The organism is Mammaliicoccus sp. C-M13 (assembly GCF_022386845.1).
Classification (GTDB): domain Bacteria; phylum Bacillota; class Bacilli; order Staphylococcales; family Staphylococcaceae; genus Mammaliicoccus; species Mammaliicoccus lentus.
The window spans coordinates 61,680-85,784 of record NZ_JAJNHQ010000008.1 but is presented as its reverse complement, the minus strand read 5'-3'; the positions used below and the strand labels follow the sequence as shown (position 1 = coordinate 85,784).

The window sequence follows — 24,105 nt, the reverse complement described above, 5'->3', positions numbered from 1 at the left end:
TAAACTTTAAACAGAAATATACTCATTTAATCCCTTACATGTTACAATAAATTGACTTTTTAAAAAGGTGTGAATGCAAATGGCTTTTGATGGCTTATTTACAAGAAAGATAGTAGAAGATATACAATCGCTCGTAACTGGGCGAATTCATAAAATAACAGAACCAAGTAACGACACTATTATTTTAACAATTCGTAGTGAAAGAAAGAATAATCATCTATTATTATCTACGCATGCTAATTTTAGTAGATTTCATCTTACTGAAGAAAAACTAGAGAATCCTTTTGATCCACCGATGTTCTTAAGAGTTTTAAGAAAACATCTCGATGGTGGTATCATACAAGCGATAACGCAAATTGGAAATGATAGATTAGTTGAAATCGATATTCATTCGAGAGATGAAATTGGTGACTTAAGAAAACGTACCCTCATTTTAGAAATAATGGGAAGACATAGCAATATTATTTTAGTAGATGGTGAACGTAAAATTATAGATGGGTTTAAACATCATACACCAAATACAAATACTGCTCGGACGATTATGCCAGGTTTTAAATATGAATATCCACCTACAACTAAGAAAATGAATCCTTTTGAAGTAGACGATATTAATAAATATATTGATTTTAATTCTGGTAAAATTGATAGACAATTACTTCAACAATTCGAAGGATTTAGTCCACTTATCACAAAAGAAATTGTATCTAGAAGACCGTTCATGAACCAAAGTACGCTTGTAGAAGCATTCGATGAAGTGATTAACGAAGTAAAGGAAGAACCTAAGCCAGTCATATATAACAACCACTCAACTGGTAAAGAAGTTTTCTATTTTATGCCTCTACATTCTTATGGACAAGACTATACAAGTTTTAACACATTGCATGAATGTTTAGACCGTTTTTATGAATCTCGTGGAGAACGAGAACGTGTAAAACAACGTGCATTAGACTTAGTTAAAATTGTTGACCAACATTTACAGAAGAATAAGCATAAGTTAGAAAAACTTATTAACGAACAAGAAGCAGCAAGTACTAAAGATATACAACAATTATATGGTGAATTGATTACAGCAAATATGTATCAAATAAAACAAGGTGATGAATCGTTAGAAACAATTAATTATTATAATAACGAGCCTATTACTATTCCTTTAGATCCAACTAAATCACCTTCTATGAACGCACAATATTATTATAAACAATATAACCGTTTAAAAACGCGTGAAATAGAATTAGAAAAACAAATTAAACTTACTCAATCTAACATTCTATATTTCGAGTCATTGGAACAACAACTTAAACATATTTCTGTTGAAGATATTGACGATATTAGAGAAGAGTTAGAAGAACAAGGATTTGTAAAAAGACGTAAAAATAATAAAAAGAAAAAATCTAATAAAATTACTTTAACAACGTTTGAATCATCTGATAATCAAACAATATTATTAGGTAAAAATAATAAACAAAACGATTATCTTACACATCGTATCGCAAGAAAGAACCAACTTTGGTTCCATACTAAAGATATTCCAGGTTCACATGTTGTTATACAAGATACAGAGCCTACAGAAACAACGATAAATGAAGCGGCAATGATTGCAGGATATTATTCAAAAGCAAGTCAATCAGGTCAAATACCTGTAGACTATACTGAAATTAAAAATGTACACAAACCAAGCGGAGCAAAGCCAGGATTTGTAACTTATGATCATCAATCGACGCTATATGTTACAACTGACTATGATGATATAAAGAAATTATTAAAGAAATAATTCATCATAATAAAGTTATAAAAATAGCAGTGAAAATTCCACGTTGGTGGAGAATTCACTGCTATTTTTTATTGATTTTCTGGCAATGCTAATTGGAAATTAACGCCGTATTTATCTTGTACCCATGCGAATTCTCTAAAAGTTGGGGGTATTTCTGTTTTAGGCATTAAAATAGCACCGCCTGACTTTAATTCTGAATACAAGGTTTCCATTTCCATAGCATTATCACAAGTAACATATAAAGACATTGCTGGGTTCATTTCAATATCTACTCCGTTACTTTGATCAATCGCCATAAAAATTTCACCGTTCATTTTAAATATAGAATGTTGTACTGTTCCAGGTTCACCTGGCCCTTCTTCGTCATACTTAACCATAGTTAGTATTTCACTATCTTTAAAAATAGATGTATAAAATTTAATAGCTTCTTCCGCTTCACCATTAAACATTAAAAATGTTGTTATTTTAGGTATCATTGGTTTCACTCCATTAACGTATTTAAATTGTTTCTTTTATCTTATATAATGAGTATAATCATTATAAGGTTTAAAGACAAAGGAGAGATATTATGTCATTGTCATTATTATTACCGGTTGTCATCTTATTAGCAATCATCATTATAGGTTATGTCTTCATAAAATTGTTCTTAGGATAAACATTGATTATAAAAACTTTTATAAAATAATAAGCTAAAAGCAAACTGAAGCGCCACTCCGTCATATTTTGAATTAACGGAGTGACGCTTTTTATTTATAAATCCATTTGTAATTTATAAAATTAGTTTTTAATATTTATGCACTTTTTATTTAGTAGACATTAAATCGATGCCGAATAACCATGGCACCATGAACCAAACAAATATCACGATTACAACACAACTGAATAAGTTTAACCAGAATCCTGTTGTCGCCATTTCTCGAATGGATACTTTATCTGTACCAAATACTATCGCATTCGGTGGTGTACCTACTGGTAACATAAATGCACAGTTTGCTGCCATAGCCGCTGGTATCATCAGTGCAAGTGGATGTATGTGTATACCCACTGCTATAGTCGCTAAAATCGGTAATATCATTGTTGCTGTAGCTGTATTCGATGTAATCTCAGTTAAGAATAGTACGAACAGTGTAACAATAAAGATAATCAAGATGATGTTAATACCTTCAAGGCTAGATATTTGTTTACCCATCCATTTATCTAAACCACTTTCTGTAATAGCTGATGCTACAGCTAAACCACCACCAAATAGTAATAAAATTCCCCATGGTAAGTCTTTTGCAATAGACCAATCTAAAATTCGAGCAAATTTTCTTTTTGCGGGCACTAAGAATAATAATACCGCAACGAACATTGAAATCGTTCCATCTTTAACAAGCTCTGTAAATGTAAATTGTGAAAGTAAAAATTCTCTTGATACCCATAAAAATGCTGCTAAACAGAATAATGTTAACACGATTTTTTCTTCATAAGTTGTCTTACCTAAAGCTTTCAATTCTTTTGTAATTATTTCTTTACCACCTGGTAGCTCCTTCATATCGTGTTTAAATTTCACAAAGTTTAAATATGCCCATGTAATAGCTAATAAAATAATAACTACTGGCACACCCATAACCATCCATTGGGCAAAACTAATTTCTTCTCCAAATATTTTCTCATATTGTCCTTTTAAAATAATTAACGGTGGTGTACCAATTAAAGTACCTAAACCACCAATTGTACCGGCATACCCGATACCTAAAACAAGCGATTTTTCAAATTGTGATAAATGATGTTCTTTAGAATCATCAGTTGTTAATTCATGTGCTTCCTTAATAATAGCTAAACCAATTGGAATCATGATCATTACTGCTGCTGTATTAGACACAAACATCGATAAAGCACCAGTAGCAATCATAAATCCTAATAAAATTCGCCCTGTACTTGTCCCGATACTTTTAATGATAACAAGTGCAATCCTTGTATGTAAGTTCCATCTTTCCATTGCAATAGCAATAATAAATCCACCTAAGAATAAGAATACGATGTCATCCCCATAAGCGCTAGACACTGTTTCGCTATCCATTACGCCCCCTAAAGGAAATAGGAATAAAGGCATTAAACTCGTTGCCGGAATAGGGATAGCTTCTGTAATCCACCAAACTGCAATCCAAAGTGTTACAGCCATAACATAAACCCCTTTTTGGCTGAGTCCTGGTGGACTAACAAATAATAAGACAATTAAAAATAATAAAGGCCCTAAAATTAATCCTACTAACTGTGCTGTATTATATGCTTTTAACTTTGGTTCTGGTTCTTTTTGTCCTTTTAATGCATCTGCTGAAAAGAACTTTAACATTTCTTTAGTTCTTCCACTTTCTTTCCAAAGCTTATCGGTAAGTTTATTTCCCTTTTCTTTCATATATTACTACCCCCTTAAATTGTATTCGTTTACATTTTAACAAATATTACTTCTTTAGAATACTATTTTTATTAAATTATTATAATATTTATGCTTTTTATATATACGGAAGTATAAAATTATATATATATTTATAAAAAAGAGTGGGCCAGAAATCTCATTTTATTAAAAAGATTTCGTAGTCCCACCTCGGCAAGAATGACTGGGGTTGAAAAAGCTTGATATAAGTGCATTTTCAAACCAGTCAGCTACTGCCATTATAATGAATCGAGGCTGGGGCATGTATATATGCCCCAGCCTCAGAAATAGCTATAATTTAAATTTTTTAATTGTTTTGTTCTTTTGTATTAAAGAATCCGTTCTTCTCTAGTTCTTTTTTTATACTTTTGAAAATGTTTTTATCGTCTAAATCATATCTTCTATCTCTGTCTACATTTGTATTATTTGTATAGCCGGTTCTTTCTTTAAAATTATCGTCTCTTACTTTTGAATGCTCAAAGTCCGCCGGTTTGTTAGAATCTTTTTTAAGAAAATCATTAATGTGTCCCCATTTTTTAATCTGCTCACGTTCTTCTTCAGCAGTTAAACGATGTTCACTTTCCATAAAATACGGCCCCCTTTATATGAGTTCATTATAAAGTATCTTTCCATTCTTTTAAAGTTTTAATATCTTTATTTTCTATAAATCCTTCTTTTTCTGCCACAGTTACAAGTTCATCATAGTTTGATAAAGTGTAAAATGGAACATTAATTTTGTTAAATGCTTCTTCTGCTTTGGAAATACCATATGTAAATATTGCGAATACACCTAATACTTCAGCGCCATCTTCTAATAATGCTTCTACTGCATTGATTGAAGAACCACCTGTAGAAATTAAATCTTCAATGACAACAACTTTTTTTCCTTTGCTTGAAGCACCTTCAATTTGATTACCTTTACCATGCCCTTTGCTTTTTGATCTTACATAACTCATAGGTAGCTTCATATCATCGGCGATAAATGCAGCATGAGGTATGCCAGCTGTTGCAGTCCCTGAAATAATTTCTACTTCATTAGCATGTTCTTTTATTAAATTAATTAAACTTTTATAAATGTCTTCTCTTATTTCAGGGTAAGCTAACGTGACTCTGTTATCACAGTATATTGGCGATTTAATGCCTGAACTCCAAGTATAAGGATCATCTGGTGAAAGTGTAACCGCCTTTATCTTTAATAATGATTGTGCAATATTTGAAGTCATGTTCATTATCCTTTCCATCTTTGTAATATTTCGTGATATCTTTCCACTGGATTCGTATGTTGTGTAATTGAACGGCCTACAACAATATGTGTTGAACCAAGATTTTTCGCTTCTTCTGGAGTTGTAACACGTTGTTGATCATGCGTTTTATCCGTTTCTAATCGTATCCCCGGTGTTACTTTCAAGAATTCTTTACCAAGAGTTTCTTTTAATATTTTAGATTCTAATGGTGAACATACGACCCCATCTAAACCAGCATCTTTAGTATTTTTAGCATAATGAACAACTGAGTCTTCTATAGATGTTTGGATATTTTGTTCTTTCTGCATTTGTTCTTCAGTAGTAGAAGTAAGTTGCGTTACAGCTATTAATTTTGCGTTAGGATTCGTAGATTTCAGGCCTTTTAAACCAGATTTCATCATTTCTATGCCACCTGCTGCATGCACATTAATAAGATCTATATTAAATTTTCCTAATCCCGCCAATGCACTTTGTACAGTATTTGGTATGTCATGTAGCTTTAAATCTAAAAATATGTCGTGTCCTCTATCCTTAATTGCTTTAATTGTATCAGGACCATTTTGTAAAAATAGTTCCATTCCAATTTTCACAAATAGTGGTTCATCAAATAAGTCTAAAAAATTTTCTACTTCTTTCAGCGTTGCAAAATCCAATGCAATAATTGGTGTATCTTTCATTTATTTTACAACTCCTTCTTGTCTATATGTTCTACCTTTAAGTTCGTGAATATGTTGTACCCCTAATTTATCTAATAAACTTGGTAATTCATCAATAATTTCTTTACATACTGTAGGATTTTCAAAATTAGCTGTTCCTACTGCTACTGCATCTGCACCTACTGATATATAGTCGATTACATCTTGAGCTGTTCTAACGCCACCCATTGCAATGATGGGAATATCAATATTTTGACTAACTTCATAAACCATTCTTAAAGCTACAGGTTTAATTGCTGGCCCGCTTAAACCACCAACAATGTTACTTATTATCGGCTTTCCTGTTTTTTCATCAACACGTAGACCAACTAAAGTGTTAATCATCGTGATTCCGTCTGCATATTGAGCGATTGCTTTAGCCATTTCAACAATGTTCGTAACATTAGGAGATAGTTTAACATACACTGGAACAGAAGATACTTCTTTTACCTTTTTCGTTAAATCACTTGCTACTTCTGGTACTGTTCCGAATTGTATGCCACCTTCTTTAACGTTTGGGCATGAAATATTTAATTCTAATGCATGTACGTTAGGTGATTTTGAAATGTGTTCTGCTACATATACATATTCTTCTTCTGTTGAACCAGCTACGTTAGCAATAATTGGTACATCAAATTGCTCTAAATATTTTAGCTCATGTTCAATAATATGATGAACCCCTGGATTTTGTAATCCAATAGCATTTATCATTCCGCTAGCAGTTTCGGCAACACGAGGTGTTTCGTTCCCATATCTTGCTTCTTTAGTAGCAGCTTTTATCATAATAGATCCAAGCTCTGATAAGTCATAAAACTGACTAAATTCTTTACCAAATGCAAAACATCCACTTGCTGGCATTATTGGATTTTTCAAATTTAAACCTGGTAGTGTTACATTTAATCTACTCATATGATAACGGCTCCTTTTTCGAATACTGGTCCATCTGTACATACTTTAACATAACCTACATCATCATCAGTATGGCACACGCAGGCGTAACATGCACCAATCCCACAACCCATGCGTTCTTCTAAAGAAATGTAACCTTTAACATCACTTAATTGTGCTTTTAATGCTTTGAGCATCACTTTGGGACCACAACTATAAAATATATCGAAAGGTGTTTCTAATTGTTCAATAACAGTTGTAACAAATCCTTTTGTACCTAAACTTCCGTCAACCGTACTTATATACGTTTCTCCTAAAGATTCGAATTGTTCGACATAAAATGCATCTTTTGCGCTTTGGAAACCTAACACGTGAATTGTTTTAATTCCTCTTGCATTAAGTTGTTTAGATAATTCATATAGTGGAGGCACACCAATACCGCCACCTACTAATAAAGCGGTATTTTGTGCTTCTTCCACTGGAAAACCATTACCTAAAGGTGCAATAACATCTATAGAATCTCCTGATTTTAGTTTAGAAATTTTTTCAGTTCCTTGCCCTTCTTTTCTAAAAAGCATTGTGAAAGTCTCATCTTCTCGATTCACTTCACAAATTGATATAGGCCTTCTTAACATATGTTCAGTACCCATACCTGCCTTTATGTGTACGAATTGGCCAGGTTTTTTCATATTTTTCGTAATATCACCATAAACTTTTAATTCATAAATAGCGTCTGCAATTTGATTATTTGATACAACTGTCATTAAATGAGACATTGTGATCCCCCTCTACATTTGGTCAGTTTTAAATGTCATACTGTCAATTACATCTGCTAATGCGTTTGCAGTATCAAGTGATGTTAAACAAGGAATTCCGTTCTCTACCGATTCTCTACGAATTTGGAAACCATCTCTTTCATAAATTTTTCCTTTAGTCATTGTATTAACGACTAATTGTACTTCGCCTTTTTGAATAACAGATAGCAAATCATGTTCTCCACCAATTTTTCCTACAGTATAAGTTGGTATATTTTTTTCTTGGAAATATTTTGATGTTCCTTCAGTTGCAAAAATTCTATAACCTATTTCATGGAATCGTTTTGCAATAATGTAAGCTTCTTCTTTATCTTTATCACTTACAGTAAACAGTGCTGTACCTTGATCTTGTACTTTTAATCCGCTTGCCGTTAAACCTTTATATAATGCTTTTTCTAACGTTAAGTCTTTCCCCATTACTTCACCTGTTGATTTCATTTCAGGTCCTAAAGTAATATCTACATTTTTCAATTTACTAAAACTGAATACTGGTGCTTTTACATACACGCCTTCTTTGTAAGGAACTAATCCGTTTTCATATCCTTGTTCTTTTAAAGATATATTTGTAATTGCTTTTGTAGCTAACTTAGCCATTGGAATGTCCGTTATTTTACTTAAAAATGGCACAGTTCTACTTGCTCTAGGATTAACTTCAAGTACGAAGACTTCACCTTTAGATAAAACAAACTGAATATTGATTAAACCGATAATGTTTAGCCCTTTAGCTAATTTAGTCGTATAGTCTACTAACATATTAATTTCTTCATCTGTTAAAGTTTGTGGTGGATAAACTGCTATAGAATCTCCAGAGTGAACGCCAGCTCTTTCAATATGTTCCATGATTCCTGGTATAACAACTGTTTCCCCGTCTGATATTGCATCTACTTCTATTTCTTTACCTGTTAAATATCTATCTATCAGTACTGGGTGTTCGGGGCTTGCTTTAACAGCTTGCTCCATATAATTTCGTAGTTCCGCTTCAGCGTATACGATTTCCATTGCTCTACCACCTAGTACATATGAAGGTCTCACAACGACAGGGTAACCAATTTCATTCGCATTTTTTATTGCTTCTTCTACAGATGTTGCAGTTTTTCCTAATGGTTGTGGTACATTTATTTTTTGTAATAAAGCTTCGAATTCTTTTCTATCTTCTGCTCTATTTAAGTCCTCTAAAGAAGTACCAAGTATTTTAATGCCCTTTTCAGAAAGTTTATCAGCTAAATTAATCGCAGTTTGACCTCCGAATTGAACAACTACTCCAATTGGTTCTTCATGATTAATAATACTCATAACATCTTCTTCTGTTAAAGGTTCAAAATATAGTTTGTCTGAAATTGAGAAATCAGTCGAAACAGTTTCTGGGTTATTATTTATGATTATTGCCTCATATCCAGCTTCTTGTATCGCCCATACTGCATGAACTGTTGCATAATCGAATTCTACTCCTTGGCCGATTCTTATTGGACCAGAACCTAGAACGATAATTTTTTCCTTCTCCGATACTATTGATTCATTTTCTTCTTCATAAGTGCCATAAAAATATGGTGTTTCTGATTCAAACTCAGCTGCACACGTATCGACAGTTTTATAAACTGGATTGATTTGATGTTGTTGCCTTAAATCATAAATTTCACGTTCAGATTGTTCCCATCTATGCGCAATCACTTTGTCACTAAATCCATACTGTTTAGCCCACATTAAACATTCTAAATTCCCTTTATTTTCTTTAAGTTCATGTTCTATCTCAATAATGTGTTTAAATTTATTTAAGAAAAAGTAGTCAATTTCAGTTAGTTCATGAATTCTTTCTAACGATGTTCCTCTTCTAATTGCTTCTCCAATGAAGAAAAGTCTTTCATCATCTTGTGCTTTAATTCTTTCTTCTATGAAGTTTAGTTCAAATTCATCTCCATTAGGTAATCCTAAATGATGTACGCCATATTCTAATGAGCGAATTGCTTTTAAAAGCGATTCTTCATAAGTTCTTCCAATAGCCATAACTTCTCCAGTTGCTTTCATCTGTGTACCTAAATGTCTTTCACCTTTGTCGAATTTATCAAAAGGAAATCTAGGTATTTTAGAAACAACATAGTCTAAAGCAGGCTCAAATGCTGCATATGACGTGCCTGTAACAGGGTTCAGCATTTCATCTAATGTCATACCAACTGCAATTTTAGCTGCCAATTTAGCAATCGGATACCCCGTTGCTTTTGAAGCTAAAGCAGAGGATCTAGATACACGTGGATTAACCTCGATGATATAATAATTTAAAGAATGTGGATCAAGTGCTAATTGTACATTACATCCACCTTCTATTTTTAAAGCTCTAATAATTTTTAATGAAACATCTCTTAACATTTGGTACTCAACATCTGATAATGTTTGACTTGGTGCAACAACAATTGAATCTCCAGTATGTATACCAACAGGGTCAATATTTTCCATGTTACACACAACAATGGCATTATCATTTTTATCTCGCATTACTTCATATTCAATTTCTTTATATCCAGCTATTGATTTTTCAATTAAACATTGAGTTACAGGACTATATTTCAAACCGTTCTGAACAACTTCTCTTAATTCAGTCTCATCATTACAAATTCCGCCACCTGTTCCACCCATCGTAAAAGCTGGGCGAACAATTAAAGGATAACCTACTTTATTCGCAAATTGGATGGCGGCGTCTAAATCATTTACAATATCACTTTCCGGTACTGGCTCATTTAATTCATTCATTAAATTACGGAATAAATCACGGTCTTCTGCTTGAGCGATGGAAGATAATTGCGTACCTAACAAACGAACATTATTTTCTTCAAGTACACCATTTTCATGTAATTCAATTGCCATATTTAAACCTGTTTGACCGCCTAATGTTGGTAATAGTGCATCTGGTTGTTCTTTTCTTATAATTCTACTAACAAAATCCAATGTTAAAGGTTCGATGTATACTGTATCTGCAATTTCTGTATCAGTCATAATCGTGGCTGGGTTAGAATTAACAAGTATGACTTTATATCCTTCTTCTTTTAGAGCTAGACAAGCTTGTGTACCTGCATAATCAAATTCAGCTGCTTGTCCTATAATGATTGGACCTGAACCGATAACTAATATGGATTTTATATCTGTTTGTTTAGGCATTAATATTACGCTCCTTCTCTTTATGTAATTGAATCATTTCAATAAATTCATCGAATAAATAATTTGAATCATGTGGTCCTGGAGAAGCTTCCGGATGATACTGTACAGAGAAAGCTGGATATTCTTTATGCTTCAGACCTTCTATTGAACGATCATTTAATGCGATATGTGTAATTTCTAATTTTGTATTTTTGATTGATTCTTCTTCTATAGCGTAGCCGTGATTTTGACTTGTTAAATCAACTTTTCCAGTACTTAAGTTCATAACAGGATGGTTAGCACCTCTATGACCAAATTTCATTTTGTACGAAGTTGCACCTTGTGATAGTGCAAATAATTGATGTCCTAAACATATACCAAAGAATGGTATTTTTCCTATAATTGATTGAATCGTATCTAGCGTTTCTTTAACATTCTCTGGATTACCTGGACCATTAGAAACCATCACGCCATCAGGAGCAATATTTAATATTTCTTCTACAGATGTTTGATATGGTACAACTGTCACATCACAACCTCTTCTATTTAACTCACGTACAATATTTTCTTTTTTACCATAGTCAATCAGTACTACTTTATATCCGTCTCCTGTTGAAATATACGGTCTAATTGATGATACTTGTTCAACTTCATCAGTTCTTAACGTATCATTTTTCAATCTGTGAATAACTGTTTCAATTTCGTTTTCATTATCTGTAAAACCAGCTTTAAGAACACCGTGGTTTCTAATTTTTCTAGTTAAACTTCTTGTGTCAACACCGGATATACCTGGAATATTATAAAATTTCAAAGTTTCATCTAGTGTTTTACTAGATCTGAAGTTACTCGGTTCTTGACATGCTTCACGAACAACTACACCATTTAAAGTCAGTGTTAATGATTCAAAATCATCTCGGTTAAAACCATAATTCCCAATAAGTGGATATGTGAATGTAATAATTTGACCTGTATATGATGGATCTGAAATCGTTTCTTGATAACCTGTCATAGCTGTATTAAATACAATTTCTCCGATTGTTAATTCATCTGAACCTAACTTAAACCCTTTATAAATGGTGCCATCTTCAAGAACTAAGTATCTTCTATTACGCATTTTTTACTGCCTCCTCATAAACTATTTCACCGTCATAAATTGTCATGATTGGGTATCCTGATACAACTTCATCGATAAATGGTGTATTACTACTTTTAGAAGCAAATTCTTCAGCTTTAATTGGTCTTTCTGTTTCTAAATCTATTATCGTAAGGTCAGCATAGCCACCTTCTTCAAGTCGTCCATAAGGTAAATCGAATGTTTCAGATGGTTTTATTGTTAAATAAGAAACAAGTTGTTCTAGAGTAAATTTTCCTGTTTTAACAAAATGCGTATATAACAATTGGAAAGCAGTTTCGCTTCCTACAATTCCAAATGGTGCATCAACCATAGAAGCTTCTTTTTCTTCTTTGGCATGCGGAGCGTGATCTGTTGCAATACAATCAATTGTTCCATCAATAAGTCCTTCAATTAAAGCATCTCTGTCTTCTTTTGCTCTTAATGGTGGGTTCATTTTGTATATTGCGTCGTCTCCAGGTACATCGTCTTCAGTTAACAATAAATGGTGTGGTGTTACTTCTGCAGTCACTTTAATTCCAGCTTTTTTAGCATCTCTTATTACTCTTACACTTTCTTTAGTCGAAACGTGACACACATGATAATGACAATTAGCAGCTTCGGCTAATAACACATCTCTAGCAATTTGGACAGCTTCACATATTGAAGGTATGCCTGGTATGTTAAGTTCGTTACTACGTTTTCCTTCATGCATTGCTCCACCGTAAATAAGTGAATTGTCTTCACAATGCGCAACGATTGCTTTATTGATTTTAGCCGCTTCTATCATTGCTTCATACATCATTGAAGCTGTCTGTACTCCTACACCATCATCAGTAAATTGGAACATGCCTGTTTCTTTTAAAGCTTTAAAATCTACGTGCTCTTTACCTGCTTGTCTCACAGAAATAGATGCGTATGGTAATACTCTTACAGCAGCATGTTTATTTATAATGTCATGTATTTTTTCTAGATTTTCAACTGAATCAGGAACAGGTTTAGTGTTAGGCATTGGACATACAGTTGTAAAACCACCTCTTGCCGCTGCTTTAGTTCCTGTTTCAATTGTTTCTTTATGCTCTCCACCTGGTTCTCTTAAATGAACATGGACATCAACAAAACCTGGCGAAATAAAATGTCCTTTAGCATCAATCACTTTCAAATTTCCTTCTTCTATTGAATCAGCGATACTTTTGATCTTACCATCTTCTATTTGTATATCTTTCTTCACAAGTTCACCTTGAGATAAGATTTTTCCATTTTTGATTATAAGTGACATTTTACTTTTTCCTCCTTATGATTAAGTACTTCTTGAATACATGCCATTCTCACGAAAACACCATTTTCCATTTGTCTAAAAATGCGAGATTTTGGACTTTCAACTAAATTTGTATCAATTTCGACCCCTCGATTTACCGGAGCAGGATGCATTACAATTGCACTATCTTTCAGTTGTTCGTATCTTTCTTTTGTAAGGCCATAACCAACATGATATTCAGACTTGCTATAAGATTGACCTTTATCATGTCTTTCATTTTGTACTCTTAACAACATGCACACATCAATTTCATTAATAACATCATCAATATTTACATAAGGAATATCAGAAATCTGTTCTTTCCATTGGTCTGGAGCTGAGAACATGACTTCTGCACCTAATTTTGTTAAAGCGTCAGCGTTACTTCTTGCTACTCTTGAATTTTTAATATCTCCTGAAATTAAAACTTTTAACCCGCTAAAATAACCATACTCTTCATAAATCGTCATAATATCCAGTAAAGATTGAGTTGGGTGTTGTCCACTTCCATCTCCTCCATTAATAACAGGTATATTAAGCGATTTTAAAGGTTCATAATATTCATTTTCACTATGTCTGATGATCAGCGCTTCAACTCCTATAGATTCGAGAGTTTTACACGTGTCATATAGCGTTTCACCCTTCTGAACAGATGAAGTATTTGTTTCAAATGGTAAAATGTCTAATCCTAATTTTCTTTCAGCCATTTCGAAACTACATTTCGTTCTTGTAGAATTTTCAAAGAATAAATTTGCTACAGTTGCTTTTCTATCAATTGAACTTATACCTTGTTCTTTTAGATCCTGCGCTTTGTGAATAATGTTTAATATTTCGTCTTTTGTTAAATCAGCCATAGATAATATGTTTTTCAAGGGTAACGCCTCCTAGAATTATTTTATTTTCTTGGGTAAAATGAGATTCAGTAAAATACCAACTGTTGCTGCTAATGCCATCCCTTCAATATTCAAATGAATACCGATACCTGTAAAATCTAGATGTGCTTTTCCGATTCCTAGTACTAAAATTACTGATGCTATAATTAAATTTCTATTGTTACCAAAGTCAATTTTGTTTTCTACCAACATCCTCAATCCACTTGAAGCTATAATTCCGAATAACAGTATCGATACACCGCCCATGACTGGTGTCGGTATAGTGGAAATCATAGCTGTAAACTTTCCAACAAAGCCTAAAATAAGTGCGAGGACTGCTGCACCTCCTATAACCCATATACTATAAATTTTTGTAATTGCTAGTACACCTATATTTTCTCCGTATGTTGTACTTGGAGGTCCACCTATAATAGAAGACATCATAGTTGACACGCCATCACCGATTAATGATCGATGTAAACCTGGCTCTTTGAAAAAGTTTTTACCGACAATTTTATTAATAACGATTTGATGCCCAATATGTTCACTTACCGTTACAAATACAATCGGTAACATGATTAATATTAATCCCCACTGTAATGAAGGTGTGTAATCATGAAAAGGCATGTATATGTCTGGTAATTGTAACCATTTCGCTTTTGCTATCGGTTCTAAATCAACAATGCCGTATAGTAATGATGAAATGTAACCTACAATAATACCTATCAATACTGGTATGATTGATAAAAATCCTTTAAAGAATACTGAAACAATTATTGTTGTAATCAGTGTAATCAGTGCCACTGTAATATAAACACCGCTGTATCCAGTCATTGCGTTTGAATCAGTGTACATTGCCATGTTGACAGCAACTGGCGCTAAACCAAGTCCTATAACCATAATTACTGGTCCTACTACAACAGGTGGTAATAAATTCAGCAACCAATCTGTGCCTGTAAGCCTTATAATCAATCCGATGATTACATAAAGGACACCACTCATGAACAAAGCCACTAACATTTCGCCTAGGTCGTGTGATTTAAGACCGACTATAATCGGTGTGATGAACGCGAAACTTGATCCTAAGTATGCAGGTATTTTTCCTTTAGTAATTAGAATATAAAGTAATGTTCCAAGCCCCGAAGCGATTAATGCTGCTGAAACAGGTAATCCTGTTAAGAAAGGTACTAATACTGTCGCTCCAAACATTGCAAATAAGTGCTGTGAACTTAAGAAAAACCATTGAGAAGGTTTTGGTTTCTCATTTACATCTAAAATAGGTTCAACCGTGCGTTCAAACATTTCTTCGTTGTGTGTCATTTTCCATTCTCCTATTCAAAAAAAGATCCCTTTACAAGATATGCAAAGGGATCTATGTATACAGTTATACCTATACAAATATATACAGGTAGACTGTTACAAAAACGCTCCTTTGCCAGTATCTCGTACTGATTTAAAAGGAATTATTTAATTTAATGTTACTGCTGTTTTATCGTCAATTTCTTCTAGTTCTACTACTATTGATTCGTTAGATGCAGTTGGTACGTTTTTACCAACGTAATCTGCTCTAATAGGCAACTCTCTATGACCTCTATCTACCAATGTAGCTAAGCTGATTTTTCGTGGTCGTGCATGGTCTAATATAGCATCAAGTGAAGCTCTAACAGTGCGACCTGTGTATAACACGTCATCGACGATAATAACATGTTTATCATTAATATCTACTTCGATATCAAATGATTTCACTTTAATTTGACTATGTTCTACATCATCTCGGTAATGTGTGACATCAATCTCGCCAGTTGGCACTTGCACATCTTCTATAGATTTGATTTTCTTTTCAATTCTATTTGCTAAGTGTACGCCTCTAGTTTTCACACCTAATAATACAATATCTTTCGTGCCTTTGTTTTTCTCTAAAATCTCATGTGACATTCTCGTCAAAGCACGATTGATTGCTGCATCATCCATAATCATTCTTTCAGCCATATTCAATCTCCTTCCACAAAAAAATACTCATGTCTTTAAGAAGACATGAGTATATACTGGTACCTTTAAAAAGGTCCACACGCACATATATGTCTTCTCAGCCTCTCAGGACTGTCTGTTAAAGACGATTTAATTGTTAAAACTATAATATCGTTTTTCTAGTATATTGTCAAAGTATATCTGAAATTAAACTAGTATTATTACAATTATTTTTTATCTTCTATTTTTCTTAACTTTTCTATTAACGCTTCGAAATATTCAGGTAAAGGTGCTTCTTTTTCGATATATTTTCCAGTTATAGGATGTTCAAATCCAAGTAATCCAGCATGTAAAGCTTGCCCGCCTAAATCTAAAGTTTTCTTTCTACCATACTTTGGATCCCCTACTAATGGGTAACCAATATGTTTCATGTGCACTCTAATCTGGTGTGTTCGCCCAGTTTCAAGCTGACAATTCACCAATGTATATTGGTCGAATTTTTCTATCACGTTAAAATGCGTTACTGCTTCTTTGCCATCATCAACGATAGCCATTTCTTGGCGCTCTTTTGGGTTTCTACCAATAGGCGCTTCAATAGTACCGAATTCGTGAGGGATATGACCATGTACTAAAGCAGTATATTCTCTAGTTACTGTCTTATCGACTAATTGTTCTACTAGTCCTCTATGTGCAATATCATTTTTTGCTACCATCAATAAACCTGAAGTATCTTTATCAATTCGATGTACAATACCTGGTCTAATTTCTCCATTAATGCCTGATAAATCTGTTATAGCATACATAAGTCCATTTACTAAAGTTCCAGTATAATGTCCGGGAGCAGGATGTACTACCATTCCTTTAGGCTTGTAGACTACCGCAACATCTTTATCTTCATAATATATCTCTATGCCTAAATTTTCTGCTACTATGTCTACTTCTTCTACTACTTTTTCAGTAGCAACAATCGTATCATTCAATTTAGTTTTATAATTTGATTTTACGACTTTACCGTTTACCTCAACTAAACCTAATTTAATCCAATCTTGTATTTGACTTCTTGACCAATCTGGATTTAATTCAGGTAACAATTTATCAATTCTTACGCCCGCTTCTTGCTCTGTTTCTATTTTAAATTCAAACGTATTCAAGCTTTTTCCTCCTTGCCTTCAAATAAAATTACAATAATTAATACAATAACACCAATTGTTAAAGCTGCATCTGCAACATTAAATATCGGGAAATTATAACCAAATATATACGTATCTATAAAATCTACTACTTCACTTCTAAACAATCGATCTATAAAATTACCTATCGAACCAGCTATTAATAAACTCAGACCGAATTGGATTAATGGTTTTCCATAACCTTCGCTTTTAAAGAACATAACTAATATAACTAACACAACGATTGTCACAATATAGAACAACCACATTTTCCCTTGAAGAATACCCCACGCAGCACCTTCGTTCCGATGAGAAGTTATATATAAAAGATTTTTAATAACTTTTACAGAATCACCAATTACTAATGATTTTACAATCATATATTTTGTTAATTGGTCTAACGCTATAATTATAACTATAAAAATACTCCATATAGGAATATTATAACCTTTACGCATTTATTGTTCACTCCAATCTTGATTATTTTACCACATAAACAGGTAGGTTTGTTAATATGACAAATAATATTAAACATCTATTTTTATGGCATTACATTAAAAATGAGGCTGGGACATAAATACATGTCTCAGCCTCTTTTAATATATTGGCAGTAGCTGACTGGATTGAAAATGCGCTTATATCAAGCTTTTTCCAACCCTAGTCATCCTTGCCGGGGTGGGACTACGAAATCTATTTATTAAAATAAGATTTCTGTCCCACTCCCATTTATTTACACAACAAATTGTTTTTTAAATTAAATGATTAACCTAAAGTTGCTACAACTGATTGACAACGAGGACATAAGTGATCTAGTCCATTAACTGAACCTAATTGATCTGAATAGTTCCAACAACGTTGACATTTTTCACCTTCTGCATGATCAACTTTAACTTTAACTAATTCATATTCTGTACCTTCAGTTAATTCATCTACAACGTCAACTTTTGATACAATGAACAATTGATTTAAATCATTAAATTTACTTAAGAAATCAACAGTATCAAACTCAGATGAGTTAGATAAAGTAATATGCGCTTCTAATGATTTACCAATTACTTTTTCATTACGTGCTACTTCTAGAGCTCTGTTAACATCGTCTCTTAATTTCATGAATTGAGACCATTTTTCCATTAATACAGTATCAATTTCATGTGGTTCAGGCATATCTGTTAAATGTACACTTTCTTCTTCAACATGTGGAATATGACCCCAAATTTCATCTGCAGTATGTGGGATAATTGGCGCTAATAACTTAGTTAATTTAACTAATGTCTCATATAATACGGTTTGCATACTACGACGTTTTAATGAGTCTGCTTTTTCAATATATAAAATATCTTTACCGTAATCTAAGTAGAAATTACTTAAATCTACGTTGATAAAGTTTTGAATATCTTGATAGATGTCTAAATAGTCGTAAGCTTCATAATGTGATAATGTCTTACCGATAAATTGATTTAAGCGGTTATGCATGTATTGATCGATTTCAAGCATTTCATCATAAGAAACACTATCAGTTGCTGGGTTAAAATCATTCACGTTTCCTAATAAGAAGCGGAATGTATTTCTGATTTTACGGTAAACATCTGAAGTTTGTTTTAAAATTTCATTAGAAATACGAACATCAGCCAAGTAATCAACACTACTCACCCATAGTCGAGCAATATCAGCACCCATTTGTTTAACAATCTTATCTGGTACGATAACATTACCAAGTGATTTACTCATTTTTTTACCTTCACCATCCATTACAAAACCGTGTGAAAGTAACATTTTATATGGTGAAATGCCTCTTGTTGCTACTGAAGTTGTAATTGAAGAGTTAAACCAACCTCTATATTGGTCACTTCCTTCAATATAAATATCAGCTGGGTAAGATAATTCAGGTCTAGTTTCAAGTACTCCTCTGTGCGTAGAACCTGAATCGAACCAAACATCCATAATATCTGTTTCTTTAGTGAATACACCATTAGGACTACCTTCATGTGTAAATCCTTCAGGTAATAAATCTTTAGCTTCTCTTTCAAACCAAACATTAGATCCATGTTTTTCGAATAAATCAGCAACATGATTAATTGTTTCTTCTGTCATGATGATATCGCCATTTTCAGAATAGAATACAGGTAATGGTACGCCCCAAACTCTTTGACGAGAAATTACCCATTCTCCTCTATCTCTAATCATGTTGTATAAACGTGTTTTACCCCAATCAATTTTAAATTTAGTTGTATCAATTGCATCTAAAATATCTTGTCTTACTTTACTGATTGAAGCGAACCATTGCTCAGTCGCTCTAAAGATAACCGGTTTTTTTGTACGCCAGTCATGTGGATATGAATGTGAGAAGAATGATAGTTTTAATAGTGCTCCAACTTCATCTAATTTTTCTGTAATTGTTTTGTTTGCTTTATCATAAAATTGCCCTGCAAACTCTCCTGCTTCTTCTGTGAAAACACCTTTATCATCGATTGGGCTAATTACACCTAAATCATATTTTTGTCCGATAACATAGTCATCTTCCCCGTGTCCAGGTGCGGTATGAACACAACCAGTACCTGCGTCTGTAGTTACGTGATCGCCTAAAATTACTAATGATGTTCTGTCGATAAATGGATGTTGCGCTGTAACATATTCAAGTTCAGAACCTTTAAATTCTTTTTCACGAACAATTGTTTCTTTATTCCAGTCTAAATCTTCACAAACAGCATCTAATAACGCTTCTGCTACTACATATTTTTTACCTTCAACATTTACTTGTACATAAGTAAGTTCAGGATTAACAGCAATTCCTAAGTTTGATGGAATTGTCCATGGAGTTGTTGTCCAGATAACGAATGATGCATCTTCATCTACAATACCTTTACTATCAACTACTTTAAAAGCTACATAAATAGATGGTGATTTTTTATCTTTATATTCAATTTCAGCTTCTGCTAAAGATGATTCACTTGAAGGTGACCAATAAACTGGTTTTTTACCTTTATAAATTAAACCTTTAGCTGCCATTTCTCCAAATACGCGAATTTGAGCTGCTTCGAATTCAGGTTTTAAAGTAATATATGGGTTTTGCCAATCACCATTTACACCTAAACGTTTAAAGTCAGATTTTTGTACTTCGATTTGTTCAAGTGCAAACTCTTCACATTTTTCACGAAATTCTGCGACTGACATTTCTTTACGCTTAACACCTTTATTTGTTAATGCTTGTTCAATAGGTAAGCCATGTGTATCCCAACCTGGAACATAAGGTGCGTAATAACCAGTCATTGCTTTATGACGAACAATAAAGTCTTTTAAGATTTTATTCAATGCATGACCCATGTGTAGATTACCGTTTGCGTAAGGAGGTCCGTCATGCAAAATAAATGGTGTTTTACCTTTATTTTTTTCTAAAATTTTATTAAATAAGTCTTTTTCATCCCATTCAGCTTGAATTTGAGGTTCCTTATTTGGAAGTCCACCTCTCATTGGGAAGCTTGTTTTTGGCATAAGTAACGTGTCTTTGTAGTCCATAAGTTTTAATCTCCTTCAATTATTAAAATAAAAAACTCTAAGTTGAAATAATAGGGACGAAGTAATCGCGGTACCACCCTTATTAACTCAACTTAGAGTTCACTCATTAACTATATATAATTTTATGAAAAGGTGATACCTAAAGAAATTATTCGACTAGGCTTTCACCATCCCTAGCTCGCTTCTACTATAATTATTCTTTAGACGCGTCCTCATCACTATCTATAGATTGATTATTAATCTTCTCTTGATTATTTTGTTCTTCTTTTTGCAAAATGTCAATATTTTCTTCAGTAACTTGTTGTTGATCAATATCATAATTTAATAAATAATCCCAATCATTATTCTTCAACAAATCAAGTTGCGCTTCTACTAACATACGAAAACGAGATCTAAATACTTTAGATTGTCTCTTCATATCTTCAGTTTGGAAGCTTATTTTACGTGCTTTTTGTAAAGCATCATTGATGATAATATTAGCTCTACCTTCTGCTTCTTTAACTATAGAATCAGCTTTTAGCTCAGCGGAATGCTTTGTTTGTTCGCCTGCTTTTTGAGCTTGTAATATTGCTTCAGAAATTGTGTTTTCGACCGCTCTAAAACGATTAATATTTTCATCTTTATCATCTATTAATGTTTGTAATTGCGCTTTTTCTGATTTTAATTTTTCTATTTCATCGCTTAATGATTCTAGATATTGACGTACTTCTGATTCATCTAAGCCTTTATGCACTCTACTAAATTCTTTTTGTTTAATATTTTCTGGGGTAAATGCCATCAGTTTTCCTCCTTAGCACTATTTAAACAAAGTACGATATGTTATACGTAATTTGCCTTTTTTTGATTCACCGTTATTGGCTACAATCTTAGCACGACCGTATCCTTTTATCGATAGTAAATCATTCTCTTCGACTAAAAAGTCTACTCTTTCAATCTCTCTATGATTGACTTTTACACGTTTACCTTCTATGAGTTTCTTACTTAGCGCTCTACTTGTATTAGTTATATGCTTTACAATTACATCAAGCCTCATAGCACTCACAGTTGTATCTCGTGTAACCCAATTCTCATTTGATTGTATCATATTTTGAAAAGGAATAGAACTCAATTTGATTCCTGCACCTTTAATTTTTGTTAATTCTAACATAATATATGATTCAAATCTTTTTGTCAAAACAAATTGTATTTTTTCGTTAACAATAATATCACCTAATTGATTACGATCAATTCCTAGAGACATTATCGTTCCTAATATATTTCGATGTGTTAATGTTACAAACTTAGTTGGATAATTAAGTTCGATTAATACTATTTCAAAGTCTTCTTCTTCTGGAGTGAAGTAATCAGGAGCAATTATTGCACGCTTTCTTTCAGCCTCATTAGCTCCGCCAAAATAATGGACTCTTAATCCTTCAAAACTACCAACTATTGTATCTAAAATGTATTGTTCTCGAGGGTCTAAAAAGTCCGTAAGAACATGTTGATAATTTCTTTCTGCTATTTCACATTTATTAATAAATAAATCAATTTCTTCTCTTTCTTCTTTTCTAAAATGTTGATAGATATCCATTGTTACACCTCTAAATATATATAAAAAAAGGATGGACGCATTGTCCCATCCCATTACACTATATCATTCATGTTAAATTTACAGGATTGGTACTACAGGTACAAACATATTGAATACGCTTATTAAACCTACATAGAATAAACTTAAAGTAATAAAAGCCACAATTGAAGATATGTCTAACATACCTAGAGGTGGAATTATTTTTCTGAAAGGTTCTAAAAACGGTTCATAAATCTTACCTAAAAATTGTCCTATAGCTCCTTCTCTTAATCCAGGTAACCAAGATGTTAAGAAGTAAACAATCATACCATATTGATAAATTTTAACAACAAACAATACAAATCCTAAAATTGTACTTAATAATCCGCTATCCATATACTATTTCCTCTATTCTTGATAAGGGTCAACTTGTTCAATTTGTTCTGTGATTGATCCAGCAACTTCAACATTATCAGGCGTGCACAAGAAAATATCTGTCCCAACTCTTCTAATGTCACCGCCGATAGCATAAACTGTTCCACTTAAGAAATCGATTATTCTTTTAGCAGATACTTTATCTATTCTTTGTAAGTTTACTAGTGTTGTTCTTCTATTTTTAAGTTCATCTGCGATATCTTGTGTATCAGAAAATACTCTTGGTTCAAACAAGCACATTTTTGAATTTTGCGCAAAATCCATATTACCACCCATGCTCACCACATTTGTTTGAGATGAATTTGTACGTTTTTCACTCATGGCTTCTTTCCTTTCAGGTTTATTAAAATCACGTGAACGTTGTGATTGATATCTTGTTGTATTATTCTGTTGTGACGGTACACTTTTTAAAGTATTCTGTGCTGTTTTCTTTTTCTCTTGAGAGCTTTGTTCTTGTTGAGGGGCTCTACTTTGCTCTTGACGTGGTTCTTCGTATACTTCCTCTTCATCATCTACTATGAAGAAACCTTTAAACACATCTTTAATAGCCATAATTTACACTCCTTATTCACCAACTAATTTTGTACCAATTCGAACATATGAAGCACCTTCTATTATTGCTTCATTAAAATCATTGCTCATGCCCATAGATAATTCTGTACATGGTGCATAGCTTAGATTTAATGATTGTACTTTATCTTTTAACAGTCTTAGTTGTTTGAAATATTGTCTTAATTTTTCTTTGTCTTCGGTTAGTGGTGCCATAGTCATTAAACCAACAATTTCAATGTGTTCAAAATTTTCCATTTCTTTAATAAAAGGAATGACTTCTTCTGGTGACATACCGTGTTTAGATTCCTCACCTGAAACATTAACTTGAACAAAACATTTAACTTTATGATTGGCACGTTTTTCTATTTCTTTTGCTAATTTCAACCTATCTAGTGCGTGTAAGTAATCGATGTCATCAATGACTTCTTTTACTTTTCTTGTTTGCAGAGACCCAATAAAATGCATAATTGCATCATCAGGAAGTTGCTTTTTCTTTTCAATGAAACCTTCAATTCTATTTTCACCGAAATTTCTTAAACCAGCTTGATAAGCTTCTATAGCTCGGTCTATTGTAACATATTTTGTAACAACAATCACTTGAGGTGATGTTTCAAAACTTGATTCTTTAGTACTGTTACGAATTTGTGACTCTATATCTACTAAATTTTCTTTTACCGATTTCAA

General features: G+C 32.9%; 22 protein-coding genes. 1 reads left to right on the top strand and 21 read right to left on the bottom strand.

The annotated features are described in order from the left end of the window. The first annotated feature begins 79 nt into the window (after positions 1 to 79). Positions 80 to 1,771: an Rqc2 family fibronectin-binding protein gene (locus LQ615_RS07840; protein ID WP_135020912.1), complete on the top strand. Its 1,692-nt coding sequence runs from the start codon at positions 80 to 82 to the stop codon at positions 1,769 to 1,771. A gap of 68 nt (positions 1,772 to 1,839) precedes the next feature. On the opposite strand, the gene LQ615_RS07835 is transcribed toward LQ615_RS07840, so the two are convergent. The 21 genes from LQ615_RS07835 to LQ615_RS07735 all read right to left on the bottom strand — a co-directional run bounded on the left by LQ615_RS07835 (position 1,840) and on the right by LQ615_RS07735 (position 24,105). Then, positions 1,840 to 2,247 (bottom strand): VOC family protein, encoded by a 408-nt coding sequence (locus LQ615_RS07835; RefSeq protein WP_064211148.1) that lies wholly within the window; start codon positions 2,245 to 2,247, stop codon positions 1,840 to 1,842. Between the two features lie 326 nt (positions 2,248 to 2,573). Continuing rightward, positions 2,574 to 4,169 carry an SLC13 family permease gene (locus LQ615_RS07830; protein ID WP_174700882.1) on the bottom strand — a complete coding sequence of 532 codons (1,596 nt, stop codon included), beginning with the start codon at positions 4,167 to 4,169 and terminating at the stop codon, positions 2,574 to 2,576. Between the two features lie 325 nt (positions 4,170 to 4,494). After that, positions 4,495 to 4,773, bottom strand: a complete 279-nt coding sequence (locus tag LQ615_RS07825) for a hypothetical protein (RefSeq protein WP_064204064.1) — start codon at positions 4,771 to 4,773, stop codon at positions 4,495 to 4,497. Between the two features lie 28 nt (positions 4,774 to 4,801). Beyond that, positions 4,802 to 5,410, bottom strand: coding sequence for an orotate phosphoribosyltransferase (pyrE, locus tag LQ615_RS07820; protein ID WP_064204133.1), 609 nt, complete (start codon positions 5,408 to 5,410; stop codon positions 4,802 to 4,804). 5 nt (positions 5,411 to 5,415) lie between these two features. Next, the gene (gene pyrF / locus LQ615_RS07815; protein ID WP_017000583.1) at positions 5,416 to 6,108 is read right to left on the bottom strand and encodes an orotidine-5'-phosphate decarboxylase; all 693 of its coding nucleotides are present in this window, start codon (positions 6,106 to 6,108) and stop codon (positions 5,416 to 5,418) included. Continuing rightward, the gene (locus LQ615_RS07810; RefSeq protein WP_017000581.1) at positions 6,109 to 7,035 is read right to left on the bottom strand and encodes a dihydroorotate dehydrogenase; all 927 of its coding nucleotides are present in this window, start codon (positions 7,033 to 7,035) and stop codon (positions 6,109 to 6,111) included. Continuing rightward, complete coding sequence (locus LQ615_RS07805) at positions 7,032 to 7,790, bottom strand: dihydroorotate dehydrogenase electron transfer subunit (protein ID WP_017000579.1); 759 nt, start codon at positions 7,788 to 7,790, stop codon at positions 7,032 to 7,034. Before LQ615_RS07805 ends, LQ615_RS07810 begins: the two co-directional genes overlap by 4 nt. Before the next feature lie 12 nt (positions 7,791 to 7,802). Continuing rightward, positions 7,803 to 10,976, bottom strand: coding sequence for a carbamoyl-phosphate synthase large subunit (carB, locus tag LQ615_RS07800; RefSeq protein ID WP_064204066.1), 3,174 nt, complete (start codon positions 10,974 to 10,976; stop codon positions 7,803 to 7,805). Next, positions 10,969 to 12,069 (bottom strand): carbamoyl phosphate synthase small subunit, encoded by a 1,101-nt coding sequence (locus tag LQ615_RS07795; protein WP_017000576.1) that lies wholly within the window; start codon positions 12,067 to 12,069, stop codon positions 10,969 to 10,971. Before LQ615_RS07795 ends, carB begins: the two co-directional genes overlap by 8 nt. After that, the gene (locus tag LQ615_RS07790; RefSeq protein WP_239703859.1) at positions 12,062 to 13,345 is read right to left on the bottom strand and encodes a dihydroorotase; all 1,284 of its coding nucleotides are present in this window, start codon (positions 13,343 to 13,345) and stop codon (positions 12,062 to 12,064) included. The genes LQ615_RS07795 and LQ615_RS07790 overlap by 8 nt, the downstream gene beginning before the upstream one ends. Next, positions 13,333 to 14,235, bottom strand: a complete 903-nt coding sequence (locus tag LQ615_RS07785; RefSeq protein ID WP_064204068.1) for an aspartate carbamoyltransferase catalytic subunit — start codon at positions 14,233 to 14,235, stop codon at positions 13,333 to 13,335. Before LQ615_RS07785 ends, LQ615_RS07790 begins: the two co-directional genes overlap by 13 nt. Before the next feature lie 18 nt (positions 14,236 to 14,253). Beyond that, positions 14,254 to 15,555: a uracil permease gene (gene uraA / locus LQ615_RS07780; protein ID WP_017000569.1), complete on the bottom strand. Its 1,302-nt coding sequence runs from the start codon at positions 15,553 to 15,555 to the stop codon at positions 14,254 to 14,256. Positions 15,556 to 15,702: 147 nt separating this feature from the next. Next, positions 15,703 to 16,224, bottom strand: a complete 522-nt coding sequence (pyrR, locus tag LQ615_RS07775; RefSeq protein ID WP_017000567.1) for a bifunctional pyr operon transcriptional regulator/uracil phosphoribosyltransferase PyrR — start codon at positions 16,222 to 16,224, stop codon at positions 15,703 to 15,705. A 206-nt stretch (positions 16,225 to 16,430) separates the two neighbouring features. Beyond that, on the bottom strand, positions 16,431 to 17,354 hold the full coding sequence (locus LQ615_RS07770) for an RluA family pseudouridine synthase (RefSeq protein ID WP_239703860.1): 924 nt from the start codon (positions 17,352 to 17,354) through the stop codon (positions 16,431 to 16,433). Further along, the gene (gene lspA, locus LQ615_RS07765) at positions 17,351 to 17,830 is read right to left on the bottom strand and encodes a signal peptidase II (RefSeq protein ID WP_239703861.1); all 480 of its coding nucleotides are present in this window, start codon (positions 17,828 to 17,830) and stop codon (positions 17,351 to 17,353) included. Before lspA ends, LQ615_RS07770 begins: the two co-directional genes overlap by 4 nt. Positions 17,831 to 18,134: 304 nt before the next feature. Next, on the bottom strand, positions 18,135 to 20,885 hold the full coding sequence (gene ileS / locus LQ615_RS07760) for an isoleucine--tRNA ligase (RefSeq protein WP_239703862.1): 2,751 nt from the start codon (positions 20,883 to 20,885) through the stop codon (positions 18,135 to 18,137). 193 nt (positions 20,886 to 21,078) lie between these two features. Further along, entirely contained in the window at positions 21,079 to 21,663 is a 585-nt protein-coding gene (locus LQ615_RS07755; RefSeq protein ID WP_239703863.1) for a DivIVA domain-containing protein, read from the bottom strand. A gap of 18 nt (positions 21,664 to 21,681) precedes the next feature. Next, positions 21,682 to 22,455 carry a YlmH family RNA-binding protein gene (locus tag LQ615_RS07750; RefSeq protein WP_239703864.1) on the bottom strand — a complete coding sequence of 258 codons (774 nt, stop codon included), beginning with the start codon at positions 22,453 to 22,455 and terminating at the stop codon, positions 21,682 to 21,684. A gap of 78 nt (positions 22,456 to 22,533) precedes the next feature. Next, positions 22,534 to 22,830: a YggT family protein gene (locus tag LQ615_RS07745; protein WP_017000554.1), complete on the bottom strand. Its 297-nt coding sequence runs from the start codon at positions 22,828 to 22,830 to the stop codon at positions 22,534 to 22,536. Positions 22,831 to 22,842: 12 nt separating this feature from the next. Next, the gene (locus tag LQ615_RS07740) at positions 22,843 to 23,421 is read right to left on the bottom strand and encodes a cell division protein SepF (protein WP_070045122.1); all 579 of its coding nucleotides are present in this window, start codon (positions 23,419 to 23,421) and stop codon (positions 22,843 to 22,845) included. 12 nt (positions 23,422 to 23,433) lie between these two features. Then, positions 23,434 to 24,105, bottom strand: a complete 672-nt coding sequence (locus tag LQ615_RS07735; RefSeq protein WP_017000551.1) for a YggS family pyridoxal phosphate-dependent enzyme — start codon at positions 24,103 to 24,105, stop codon at positions 23,434 to 23,436.